Origin of the sequence: Salinimonas sediminis, assembly GCF_003429285.1 — a bacterium.
Lineage (GTDB): Bacteria > Pseudomonadota > Gammaproteobacteria > Enterobacterales > Alteromonadaceae > Alteromonas > Alteromonas indica.
Genome location: NZ_CP031769.1, coordinates 2,669,439 through 2,682,794, shown reverse-complemented (window position 1 = coordinate 2,682,794; position 13,356 = coordinate 2,669,439). Strand labels below are relative to the sequence as shown.

The window sequence follows — 13,356 nt, the reverse complement described above, 5'->3', positions numbered from 1 at the left end:
ATTAATACCGACAACAGTTAAATACACTAAGCCTGCTATTACGTCGCGTCAAAGTAGGTTAAACGTTTTACTTAATGTTATGATAACGTGACTCAGGTTAATTTAAAACAGATCAGTTCGGTTTGGAGGCAAGATGTTAGGAATTTGTTATTACCCAGAACACTGGGCCGAGTCGCAGTGGGCTCAGGACGCCAAAGAAATGCGCGAACTTAGGCTTACTTATGTGCGTATTGCGGAATTTGCCTGGTCACGTTTAGAGCCCACCGCCGGTAACTACACATTTGAGTGGCTTGACCGGGCTATTGATACCTTAGCCGCTGAAGGTCTTAAGGTCATTATGTGTACGCCTACGGCGACCCCTCCACGTTGGCTGGTAGAGCAATACCCCGACATGTTAGCGGTGGATGTGAACACCGGATTGGTACGCGGGTTTGGTTCGCGCCGTCATTATGACTTTTCCAGTGAAGATTACCGCCGCGAAGCCATGCGTATTAGTGCCGTGCTGGCCGAACGCTATGGCACGCATCCTGCCATAGTCGGCTGGCAAACCGACAACGAATTAGCCTGTCACGACACCACGCCCAGCGCTTCGGACTCAGCGCTTGCGGCATTTCAACGTTGGTGCGAGGCACGGTATGGAAGCATTGAAACGCTTAATGAAGCGTGGGGCAATGTGTTTTGGTCTATGGAATACCCCTCTTTTGATAGTATCGATGTGCCTTATTTTGCGGTCACAGAAGCCAATCCTTCACACTCACTGGCATTTCGGCGCTTCTCGTCGGACCAGGTCATCAAGTTTCATGATGAAATGGTGGATATTATCCGCCAGCATGCGCCCGGACGCTTTGTTACCCACAATTTTATACCCATGTCCGACACCCAAACCGACAACTATGCGTTGGCCAGAAATTTAGATTTTGCCAGTTTTGATAATTATCCTTTGGGGCGCACCGATTTATTTTTTGCCGGTGCCGACACAGCCCAATTTAAACGCTATATGCGCACCGGTCATCCCGATTTTTCAAGCTATTATTTTGATCAAACACGGGGCCTGTGCCAACAGAATTTCTGGATTATGGAACAACAGCCAGGGCCGGTAAACTGGGCAGTCCATAATCCGCGGCCAGAGCCAGGCATGATCGCGCTTTGGTCCTGGGTTGCTTTTGCCCATGGCGCCGACACGGTGTGTTATTTTCGCTGGCGCCAGGCGGCCTTCGCCCAAGAACAGATGCACGCCGGATTAAAACGGGTAGATAATTCTCCTTCTGCTGCCTACCCAGAAGTACAACAAGTTAAAGCTGAGCTTGATAAATTGAATATCGAGCTAAACGATCCCTTGCATTACCGGGTAGCGATGGTCAGTACTACCACGAACCAATGGGTTAGTGAAATTGAACAACAGGGCCAAAGCTATCATCACGAGAAAGTAGAATTTGAGTACTATCATGCGCTGCGCCTACTCGGCCTCAATGTGGCTTTTGTCTCGCCAGATCACAGTTTGCAGGATTTTGATTTAGTGGTCGTGCCGACTATGCCAATTATTAGCGATACGTTTATCGCCAATTGTAAGGCGACCAATGCCACTGTGGTATTTGGGCCGCGCAGTGGCGCTAAGACCGAGGAGTTTCAATATCCGCGCAACCTCGGCCCAGGCAAGCTGCAATCGTTAATGCCAATCAAGGTATTGTCCGTGGAAACACTGCGAGAAGATATCAGCGAAACACTGCATTTTGAAGGTGAAACGTTCCACAGTAATCGTTGGCGTGAAGAACTAGGCGTTGAAGAAAATACTGAGGTTATGGCCCAGTATGAAAATGGCAAGCCAGCGGTTGTCCGCCATAACAATCTGGTCTATGTTGCCACGCTAGGCTGCGTTGATTTTACTAAAAGCCTGTTAGGTAAGCTGGCCGCCGAGCAAGGTATAACCACTTTCATTCTACCTGAAGATGTGCGCACAGCGGAGCGTGGGGACTATCGCTTCCTGTTCAATTATGCCGGGGAACCGGTGCGTATAGACGGCTTTGAAGATAAAGAATTTATTGTTGGAAGTAACGAATTATCAGCTTACGGCTACGCCATTACCAAACGCTGATGCAGAGTACTCAATAGCAAAAGACCGGGCCCACTTTAGTTGGCCCGGTCTTTTTATTGCTCTGGAATAAAGTCAAAGGGTAGGTGACTGTATTCAGAGCGTTTACACTATCCTGGCTTGTACGCCTAGGGTGTAACCGGGTAAACCATGCCCGCTAGCACTAGCGGGCACCCGGGTTCGTGGCCGGCTTTAGGCCGTTGCTTCATCATCGGCATTAATTGCCAGCGAAAACTCGGCTTTCTGTTTATAAACCACACGATTAACAATCAGCGCAAACGACACGCACGCAATCAAGGTAACAAACATCAAGTGAATATAATGTAAGCCAAATGGCGCGTACAAGGGAGAGAATTTGAACGCCATGGAGGCGTACAGTGCCACCCCAAATATCACCGCTCCAATTGCCGCGTTGGCATTAACATTTTTGAACAACAAGCCCACCACAAATACTGAGAGTATTGGCATACTCAGTAGCCCGTACAATTCCTGAATCAAATTAATAATGCTTTCTGCCTGTTGATAAACCGGAATAAGCGCCAGTGAGACCAAACACAGTACAACTGTAACGAATCCACTTAACACCGGAACGTTAGGCACCTTATTGACGTAGGCTTCATGAATATCGCACACATAAAGTGCGGTGGCTGAGTTCAGATTACTGTTAAAGGTAGTGAGCACTGCGGCCGCCATCGCGGCAGCAAATATTCCTGATAACCAGTCTGGTAATAATTCGGCTACAATTCGGCCGTACGCACTATCGCCTACATCGCCGAACAATTTATACGACACAATACCGGGTATAACGATAATAGAAGGTACAATTAATAACCGGATCCCCGCCGCCGCAAACACCCCTTTTTGCGCTTCTTTAAGGGACGGCGCAGCCATAGCACGTTGGGTAATAACCTGGTTGGTACCCCAGTAAAACATCTGGATAAAAATCATACCAGTTAACAGGGTGTGCCATGGAATAGGCGATTCATCATCACCAATTAAGGTAAGTCGCTCCGCGGGAATACCGTCGAAGTTAAAGTCGATAGCCTGCAAGGCCAGAATTACCACCACTACCGCCATTGTCAGCAGCAGCACACCTGAATATGTATCAGACACTGCTACCGCCCGCAGCCCGCCGAAAATAGCATAAAGCGCGCCGACAATAATAAAGATAACGGAAATATACATAATGGGCAGTTCAACGTTGAACATGGACTGCATAAATAGAGCGCCCGAATAAATGACCGCGGGACAAAATATTAATGCGCTACCTAAAAAGAACAGGGTGCTGATGACCGCGCGTATATGTTTGTTGTGATAACGCTGTTCGAGTAGTTGGGTGGTAGTGGTACATTTAAACCGGTAGTACACCGGTAAAAACACTTTGGCTAATACGAACAGGCCCACTACCGCCGAAAATTCCCACAGCGCCAACAAGGCCATTTGGTTGCCGTTCATCCCCACGAGCTGGTCGGTACTCAGATTGGTCAGGGTGATACTGCCAGCCACAAAATACCAGGCTAAACCGCCGCCAGCCAGAAAGTACTCACGGTTCTGGTTACTGGCGTTACGGTTTTGGCCGCGGCAACTTAAATAGGTTAAAAAGCCGATAAGGGCGGTGACGAAAACAAAAACAGACACCTGGATAGTGCTGGACGGCATTGACTTGCTCCTTACGCGGTAGGTTATTGCTTGATGGTTTCAAGCTTAATATTATTAATGGCACGGTCAGCAAATTTGCTGTTGTGCAGGCGAATGAGTTGGTTAACCTGAAATACTGAGCCAAGAATGTTGAACAGTGCAGCTAACGTATTATTGGCGTTAAGCGCTTGTAATTGGTCACCACTAAGGGCGTGTAATGCTTGCTCATCAATGCCAAATAAGCCACTTACCCGCTGTTGGCTTTCGTCCCGAAACTGCAGAACCAGATCCAAGGGGCGAAATAGCGCTAAATCAGCAAGCTGCTGTAATAACAGTGCGGTTTGCTCCATCGCGGCTACCCGATCTTTCAATAGCTTCGTCTTATTATTCAAATAAGCGGTAGGACGGCCGGAGGTTAAATATAATGGCTCGCCATGGGTGGCAGACAACACCGGTGAGCGGCTATCGAGCAGTACCACAGGATCGCTTGTGCTGTCTTGTCTGTGCATAATAAAGGGGAGGGTTTGCAGGCATAAAGGCGTGTACTGAGCCTGCCATTGCAGGTTATCTACGTACACATTCTCACCCGGGGCTAAACCACATAAAGCAGAAATTGCCCAACGTGAGTTATCAGCGACTTTACTGATAAACAAAGGAAAATCAGCGGCTGCCTGAACCGCTTCTTTTAACTCAATATTGACCATATGCCGCTGGGTAAAAAGTTGTGTTCGCTGCTGCTCGTCTATACGCAACTGGGCGTGGCGGGACGGTTCAAGCACTTCATAATCAGACATTGTGGGTATCCGTTAGCTGGCCAGCCATTGCGCTATATAATCGCGATGGTTGGGCAGGTTAGTGAGTTTTTGCTCGGTGATTAGCTGGTTTTGTTTAATGACCGACTGCGCCATTGCGCTCTGTGTATGGCGGTGACCGTGCAAAGAAAAATCGGGCGAGAAACCCATCCCATACAACACATACTGGTAACTGGCGGCCGGAAATAATTCAATAGCAGCAGAAAAATCAGAAATCTGGGGGCCTCGGTATTGCCATATGGCAAGGTCCTGGCGCAGGCTTTCTGGAATAGAGGCCGCTTCACGGTTGGCTTGCCAGTACGGTTCGCTGCGCTGATTGAAAATATAGTGAAGCTTTAAGAAGTCGATAATGCGCTGCCAGCGATATTGCATTTGCTGGTTAAAACGTTCACTGATAATAGGCATTGCACTGGAAGGGGCGGGGATTTGCTCGGCAATATAACGGGCAGAAATTTCTATCAGCATTAATGCTGTGGCTTCCAATGGCTCAACAAAGCCAGCCGCTAAACCTACGCCTACACAATTACCCTTCCAGACGGTTTTTCGATAACCTGAGTCGAACTTAATGACCCGCGCGCAAAGGTTGCCTTGAGTATCGCCAACATAATTACGCAATAGCGTTTCTGCGGCATCATCATCCGTAAAGTCTGTAGAGTAGACGTGCCCAACGCCACGGCGCGAAGACAACCCGATATCCCATATCCAGCCCGCCTCCTGAGCGGTAGCTTGGGTATAAGGTTTAATTTCATAATCGCATTCATAGGGAACATGTAGCGCCAACGCGGCATTGTTAAATAGTACGTTATCGGTACGGGTTAATGGCGACCCCAGGGCTTCTCCCAACAACCGGGCGCGAAACCCCGAGCAGTCGACGAATAAATCAGCTTCCACTACGGAGCCATCATTCAAGATTAGCTGGGCAATATGCCCGCTAGCCTCTACATTAACTTCCTCAACGGTAGCTACCTGATGCACCACTGCGAGGTTTTCAAGACAATGTTCTTTTAACAACGTAGCAAATTCACCAGCATCAAGATGGTAGGCATAGTTTGACTGCGCACTACTGTACTCATTTTCACTTAGTGCGCGGGGCGCCAAATTATGTTCGCAAACGTGCTGCTGAAAATTGCTGGCATTAGCAAATTCGGTGATGTCTTCAAGGTACGGGGCAAGCTCAATCCGGCCATACCCCAGCGGCACGGTAAACGGATGATAATAGGCATCATTGCCGGTGACCCAGTTAACAAATTTGCCGCCTTGTTTAAAGGCTGCATGACAGCGCCGAAACACCTCTTTTTCGGATAAACCAATTTCACTGAGAGTATTGCGCATGGTTGGCCAGGTGCCTTCACCTACACCTACTGTAGGAATATCGCTTGCCTCTATTAAAACGATATCCACCCCACACTGGCCCTTTGCAATATTGTGTTTCGCCGCTACGATGGCGGCCGTTAGCCAACCTGCAGAGCCGCCGCCAACAATGACGATCCGTTGTTTAGAGGGTGTTTGTGCCATGTGTGCCATAATGCTTATTCGTTATCATTGTGGGTAGAATACATTTATCCATAAATTCAACTGCATAGCCATTAAACCTATGGATAAATGGCAGGCCGGAGCCCGCCATAATATAGGGTGTTAACGCTTAAAATGTTCCGCGTAAGCCAACCGCATAGCGCGAACCGTTGTCTTCAACCGAATAGATCTGGTCAGCGAAGCGTCCCACCTGGGTGAGTTCTTCTTCGGTAACATTAATGCCTTCGACGAACACGGTGAGGTTTTCGTTGATGTCATAACTGGCACTGACGTCCCATTGCCCATACGTTTGGGTAGTCGTAGGCTCACCGTTAAAGCCGTTATCCAGCGCAAACAGGAAAGCTTCACGGTTATTAAAGGCTACACGGGTCTGAAACGCGTCTCTTTCGTAAAACATGATCAGGTTTTGTGAGTCGCCTAAACCTTCTAATGCGAAAGACTGGCTGGTATCCCCAGAGATTTGTGCATCACTGTTCACCACCGTGGCATTGGCCGTAACGCCGAAACCGTTCTCCCATACGTGGGTTAAGGCAATTTCGTAACCATTCACCGTGGCCGTTTCGCCATTTTGGGGGCGGCTGACATTGTAGACTTCACTTTCGCCGTTCAGCTCTTCAGTCGACGCCACTACATCAAGATCTGGGTTCGACGGGTCCAGTACCACACCCGGGGCACAGGCGTCAGCGGTACAGCGATAGCCATCAGCTGCACTGCGAGCGGTCATTGAGTAAGACTCATCCCCTGATAAGGTGACAATAAAGTTTTCAACTTCTTTATTAAATACTGCGAATGAGAACACGGAATCATCACTGTAGTACCACTCGAACGATAAATCCCAGTTTTCCGCTTCAAAGGGTTGGAGCGCCGGGTTACCGCCGGAGGCCTGTAAGTTCTGGCGGCGCGGTTCGCCGAACGTGGTGGCCGGCGACATTTGTGACATGGTAGGGCGGGTCAACGAGTCATAGCGCGAGAACCGCAGAATCATGTCGTCCTGCAACTCCAGCTTCACATTAATGCTAGGCAACAAATTAGTGTAAGACGTGGTGCCGGCGATACTCTGTTCAGGCGCAAACTGGTTAGCAAACAATGTCAGATCGGTGGTCGGTACGATATCCTGCACAAAGGCCTGAATAGCAGAGACATCCACGTCAGTTTCTTCATACCGGGCACCCACATTCATGGTTAATGGCATATCGCCAATGTCGTAACCAAATTCAAATTGCGCGTACAGTGACGTAACTTCTTCGTTAATTGTGTAATGGTTTGGTTGAAGGGTTGGCGTAACCGGAAAACCTTCAGCAGCCAGGAAATCAAGATAAGCATCCCCGTCATACGTATACCAGGTGTCTATCAAGCCATCGAAATAGTTATTTGCTGTGAAAGGGCGAATGTTGAGCTCATCGGCAGGGGCCTGAGTGCCGTAGCCACAAAATGCACATTGAGAAGCAAAAAACTGATAGCTGTATTTTTCGCGTTCTGAATGAAGAATACCGAAATCGGCTTTACGGAATACTTCTGAATCAGACAGATAAGTGAAGTCGGCTTTGTATTCGGTTATTTCATCTTCGGATGCGCGGGGGTTCCCCGAATCAACATAATGCAGGCTGTTACGCGATATATCAGGTAGTTGGCCATTACCTAAATCACCGTGTAAAACAGTTGGGATACTGCCTGTACCATCGAATTCATAGCTGTTAATGGCACCCACTACAAAAAAGTTGCCTTCGCCGGCAATGTCATTTTCTGCGGTAGAATGCGACACATCAAATTTTGCCCGTAGGGCATCATTAATTTGCCAGTCTACATTTAAGCCATAGCCTTCATTGGTGACATCACGTTTGTTACGGGTACTGTTCACAAAGTCAGAAGCGGGGTTACCGCTACCCTGATGCAGGTCGATTTCCTGCGTAAACTGGGTGGCCGTGCCGGTATCAGGATTAACCGTGGCTGAACCCACCCGGTCAGGTTCAAACCATGATGCTAAGTCGGTAACCTGAGAGTCGATTTCAAATTTTGACACAAACCCGTCAAGGGTAATAGTGACCTCATCCGATGGCGCGTATTGCGCTACTAGCGAAGCGTTAGTTCGTGTTCTGTCTTGTTGATCGACGGTTTGATCCCAGTTACGCGGGAAATAAACATTATCGGCTATCACGCCATCATTCCGGTTAGATAAGGTCACCCCGGGGCGCCAACCTGCCGTTTGAATGCGGTTAATTTGTACCTGACGTTCCTGGTGCGACACGGCCAGCAACAAGCCTAACTTATCGTCAGCAAACGTATTGCTAGCCAAAAACGATGCTTGAGGGGACGTTTCTTCCGACAGACTTTCGTATACCCCTTTTACCGAGCCAACAAGCTGCAACCCATCATAGTCAAACGGCCGGGCCGTAGAAATATTGATGGTAGAACCAATGCCACCTGACTGCAGGCTAGCCAGCCCGCTTTTGTAGATGTTAGCACCCGTAATCTGGTCGGCGGCCAATACATCAAAGTTAAACGCCCGGCCTTCGTCATCTGAGGCGATTTGACGGCCGTTAACCAGTACCGTGTTAAACTGCGGGCCGAAGCCGCGTACCGTTACTTGCTGACCTTCGCCACCACTACGATCAATAGAGACACCTGTAATGCGCTGCAAGGATTCTGCTACGTTCAGGTCAGGAAATTTCCCCAGGTCTTCTGCTGCAATACCATCAGACACTGCCAAGCCTTCTTTCTTATCGGCCATCGCGCGCTTTAATGAACTGACTATTCCTCGAACTTCAATAACCTCTACGGTGCCATTGGGATCGGCAGCTGCGGTAGCGTCGTCCTGGGCTAAGGTCATTGGTGAATGTAGGGCAGAGGCGATAGCAACACCCAGGAGTGTGCGCGTCGCAATGGGCATGAACTGGTTGAGATTGTTTTTATGTATCACAGTGTTCTCTCCGTGTGGATTTATTAACCTAAACACCACAATATTGTTATAGACGGTAGGGTGTGATGCCTAGTGCGTTAACATAGCCTTTGCTTATGTTTTTCTAAGCTTTTTAATAGTAGCTCATAAAACAAACAGTAAGCGGCATTCAGTAAAAGGTGAAACGTTTTCCTGAATTGTTCGTATCCTAACACAAAAAAAATCAAATGTGACAAGCTTGTAAAATTATTTTTGCATAAAAAAAGCGCAGGCCAGGCTGCGCTTAGTTCGTGAGGTGGGGAGTGTTAGCTACAGCGAATGCGGGCTACAGCCGCTTTCCAACCTTCGTAAGCGGTATCACGTTGCGATTTCGTTAACCGAGGTGTAAACACGCTGTCACATTGCCAGCAGTGGGTAAGCGTATCCACCCCAGTGAAAATGCCGTGTTGGAGGCCGGCTAAAAAAGCCGCTCCGACGGCTGTCGTTTCCGTAATGGTGGGGCGTTTGACCTCGGCGCCCAAAATATCGGCCAGAAAGCCCATTACCCAGTCGTTCTTGGCCATTCCGCCATCTACCCGTAAGGTAACCGGCCTTGCGCCATCACTTTCCATCGCTTTTTGCAAATCCTTAGTTTGGTAACACACTGATTGCAAACCAGCCGCAACAATTTCACTAATTCCGGTATCCCGGGTTAGCCCTAAAATAGCGCCTCGCGCGTCCGGGTCCCAATAGGGTGCACCTAAACCGGTAAACGCCGGCACCATGAAAATACCGTTATCTTCGCGGGCGCGTTTGGCGAGGGCTTCTGTTTCGGCTGCGTTATCGATAAGTTTCAGGCCATCCCGCAACCACTGAATAGTGGCACCGGCCATAAAAATGCTACCTTCTAATGCATAGGTAACCTTGCCATTAAGGCGATAACCCACCGTGGTAAGCAGGCGGTTTTTCGATACCAGGGGTTCGTCACCAGTATTGAGTATCATAAAGCAGCCGGTACCATAGGTGCTTTTTGCCATGCCTTTTTCAAAACACGCCTGGCCTACCAGGGCGGCTTGTTGATCGCCGGCCACCCCTTGTATGGGTATACGTTTACCTAACAGGTCCGAAGAAACGTCGCCAAATTCTGCTGCGCAATCCATTACATCAGGCAACATAGCTGGCGGTATAGCAAAGGTCTCCAGTAAGCGGCTGTCCCATTGCTGGGTATGAATATTAAACAACATGGTGCGAGAAGCGTTAGTGGCGTCGGTCTTGTGTGACTGCCCGCCGGTAAGTCGCCAGATTAGATAGGTGTCAATAGTACCGAACAACAGATCGCCGGCTGCTGCGCGAGCCCGGGCCCCTTCTACGTTATCTAATATCCAGTTAACCTTAGTGGCTGAAAAGTAGGGGTCTAGTAACAACCCGGTAGTGCGGGTAATGTAATCCACCAGCTCGGCGTCTTCTGCCAATGCTCGACACGTCCCAGCGGTGCGTCGATCTTGCCAGACAATTGCCGGATAGACTTCCTGGCCGGTATGTTTGTCCCATACCACGGTCGTTTCACGTTGATTGGTTATTCCCAATGTCGCAATATCGTCTACCGTAAGATCACAGGCATCGAATACCTCGTGCAGGGTGCTTACCACACTGTCCCAGATGGCCTGGGGCTGATGTTCTACCCAGCCATCCTGCGGGTAATGTTGTGAAAACTCCCGTTGCGCCATCGCCACAATACGGCCGTCATCGGCAAATATAATACTGCGGGAACTGGTGGTTCCCTGATCGATCGCCAGAATATATTGAGTCAAGCTCATTCTCCTAAACGCAATTTGTTTAGAGTTTGCAATATTCACAACCATTTAACAATGGTTATTTTCGAAAACGAACATTCCTGCGCAGGTTTATCGTAGGCTCGGCGAATTAAAAATCGTATACTACCCGTTCGATTTTGCAGGAGTCATCATGAATCAAACCAAACGCCACGACATTATTTTAAACCTACTCAAGCAGCACGGCTTTATGTCTATTGATGATCTTGTTGCAACCTGTGATGTTACCCCTCAAACCATCCGCCGGGATCTCAATCAATTGGCGCAATCGGGTGTGATAAGCCGGTATCACGGCGGAGCAGGGCTTAATCGTAGCTGGGAAAACACGCCTTATCAGGAACGCAAAGCAATAAATAGTGAAGTAAAAGAGCGTATCGCCAGCGCCGTAGCACAAATGATTCCCGATGGCGCTTCGCTGTTTATCAATATTGGCACGACCACCGAGCTTATCGCTAAACATTTGCTTAACCATAAAAATTTGCATGTGGTCACGAATAATATTCATGTCGCTACGCTGCTCAGCGCGAAAGAAGATTTTTCAGTCATAATTGCCGCTGGTGAGGTCCGGTTTCGCGACGGTGGCATTATCGGCGAAGCAACCTGCGATTTTATTAGTCAGTTTAGAATGGACTACGGCATCATTGGGATAAGTGGAATATCGGCAGATGGCGCCTTGCTTGATTTTGACTTCCGGGAAGTGAAAGTCTCCCAGGCAATTATCCAAAATACCCAAACAACTATTCTGGCCGCCGACTACAGTAAATTTGAACGCCGGGCGATGGTCGAGCAGGGCAACATTGCGCAACTTGATTATCTGGTATGTGACCAACCGCCACCGCCATCAATAAAAAAAATAATTGCTGAAAATAATATACACTTTATCCAGGCAGATTAATGCACTTATATAGAATGGCAAGGTTCGAATATGTTCGTATGTGTTCGTTTTATGTTGACTTGGCGCATTATTAGCGTTGAAATAGTAAACGAATGGTAGCTTTAGCGGGAGTCACAAATGTCGGTAGAGGAACAAGCCCAGATCCAAACGGATGTGTTGGTGATAGGCGGTGGTGTAAACGGCGTCGGCGTCGCGCTGGATAGCGCTGGTCGCGGCTTAAAGGTGATGCTTTGCGAAAAAGCGGATCTGGCAGGCGCCACGTCATCTTCCAGCAGTAAGTTAATTCATGGTGGGTTACGTTATCTTGAGCACTATGAGTTTCGTTTAGTGAAAGAGGCGCTGGCTGAGCGCGAAGTACTGCTTCGTAAGGCCCCGCATATCATGTGGCCTCTGCGCTTTCGGTTACCGCATCAAAAACACTTACGCCCGGCATGGATGATCAGAATCGGTTTGTTTTTATACGATTCATTAGCAAAGCGCAATGTACTGCCCGGTTCGCGCAAACTTAAGACGCAATCCGATAGCCCCCTGATTGACGACATCACCACCTGTTTTGAGTATTCAGACGGTTGGGTAGATGATGCGCGGCTGGTGGTATTAAATGCGATGGCCGCCCAGCAGAAGGGGGCTGATATTCGGGTACGCACAGAATGCCTGGGAGCCCGGAAACAGGCTAATCACTGGCTAGTCACTTTAAAAGGGCCAGAAGGTAAAACGTTTACCGTTAAAACCCGCGCTATCGTTAATGCAGCCGGGCCGTGGGCGATTTCATTGCTCGACCGTATGGCCGATACCGACAACCCGAATGCTATGCGTATGGTGAAGGGTAGCCATTTCATTGTGCCCAAGTTGTATGACAGTGCTGAAGCGTACATTTTGCAAAACAAGGATGGCCGTATCGTATTTGTTATTCCTTACGAAAATGACTTTTCACTGGTGGGTACAACCGATGAAAATTATACCGGTGACCCACGCCAGGCTGCGATTTCCAGTGAAGAGACTGACTACCTTATTACTATCGTAAATGATTATTTCAAAACCAAAATCAGCCGCGCAGACATTGTACATAGTTACAGCGGCGTACGACCGTTACTGGAAGAGAAAAATGCCTCGGCCCAGGAGCTTACACGGGACTATAAAGTCGAGGTTAGGGGCGGAGCAGACCAGCCGGTACTTTTGAATATATTTGGCGGGAAAATTACCACCTACCGCAAGCTTGCCGAGCATGCGGTAGATAAGCTTACCGAAGTACTCAATATTAAGGCCGCGCCCTGGACTAAACAAGTTCCGTTACCAGGCGGTGATTTCAGCAACCAAAGTGATTACGTTGAGCAACTCTTAGCAAACTATGGCTGGCTTCCCCGTTCACTGGCTAAGCGATATGCCCGTCAATACGGCAGGTTATGCGAGCGCTTCTTAAATGGTAAAACCGATATTAAGGAGATGGGATACGACTTTGGTGCGCATTTATTTAAGGCAGAGGTCGATTACCTGATAGCTGATGAATGGGCCTGTAGCAGTGAAGATATTCTATGGCGCAGGACCAAACAAGGCCTTCGCTTGAATCCTGCGCACGTCGCCGTATTGGATCAGTATATAAGTGATAGTAGCCTGCCACAGGCCGAAGCCCCCGCCCAGGGGGTCGTAAACTAACAAACCGGCCCGTCGAGGCCGGTTTATTG

At 48.7% G+C, this 13,356-nt stretch carries 8 protein-coding genes; 3 read left to right on the top strand and 5 right to left on the bottom strand.

What is annotated here, in order from left to right; all coding sequences use genetic code 11:
• Window positions 1–133 precede the first annotated feature (133 nt).
• Window positions 134–2,092, top strand: a complete 1,959-nt coding sequence (locus D0Y50_RS11935) for a beta-galactosidase (protein ID WP_117317154.1) — start codon at window positions 134–136, stop codon at window positions 2,090–2,092.
• A gap of 189 nt (window positions 2,093–2,281) precedes the next feature.
• On the opposite strand, the gene D0Y50_RS11930 is transcribed toward D0Y50_RS11935, so the two are convergent.
• From D0Y50_RS11930 to glpK, 5 genes are all read right to left on the bottom strand, one after another.
• Window positions 2,282–3,748, bottom strand: a complete 1,467-nt coding sequence (locus tag D0Y50_RS11930) for an SLC5 family protein (protein WP_117317152.1) — start codon at window positions 3,746–3,748, stop codon at window positions 2,282–2,284.
• A gap of 23 nt (window positions 3,749–3,771) precedes the next feature.
• The gene (locus D0Y50_RS11925; protein ID WP_117317150.1) at window positions 3,772–4,521 is read right to left on the bottom strand and encodes a SapC family protein; all 750 of its coding nucleotides are present in this window, start codon (window positions 4,519–4,521) and stop codon (window positions 3,772–3,774) included.
• Window positions 4,522–4,533: 12 nt separating this feature from the next.
• A complete protein-coding gene (locus D0Y50_RS11920) occupies window positions 4,534–6,054 on the bottom strand; it encodes a tryptophan halogenase family protein (protein WP_117317148.1) in 1,521 nt (506 codons plus the stop codon).
• A gap of 127 nt (window positions 6,055–6,181) precedes the next feature.
• Entirely contained in the window at window positions 6,182–8,959 is a 2,778-nt protein-coding gene (locus tag D0Y50_RS11915) for a TonB-dependent receptor (protein WP_176582482.1), read from the bottom strand.
• A 314-nt stretch (window positions 8,960–9,273) separates the two neighbouring features.
• Window positions 9,274–10,758 carry a glycerol kinase GlpK gene (gene glpK / locus D0Y50_RS11910; protein WP_108567265.1) on the bottom strand — a complete coding sequence of 495 codons (1,485 nt, stop codon included), beginning with the start codon at window positions 10,756–10,758 and terminating at the stop codon, window positions 9,274–9,276.
• Between the two features lie 154 nt (window positions 10,759–10,912).
• Between glpK and D0Y50_RS11905 the strand changes: the two genes are divergently transcribed.
• Complete coding sequence (locus tag D0Y50_RS11905; protein WP_108567080.1) at window positions 10,913–11,674, top strand: DeoR/GlpR family transcriptional regulator; 762 nt, start codon at window positions 10,913–10,915, stop codon at window positions 11,672–11,674.
• 117 nt (window positions 11,675–11,791) lie between these two features.
• Window positions 11,792–13,327: a glycerol-3-phosphate dehydrogenase gene (glpD, locus tag D0Y50_RS11900; protein WP_117317146.1), complete on the top strand. Its 1,536-nt coding sequence runs from the start codon at window positions 11,792–11,794 to the stop codon at window positions 13,325–13,327.
• Window positions 13,328–13,356: the final 29 nt, after the last annotated feature.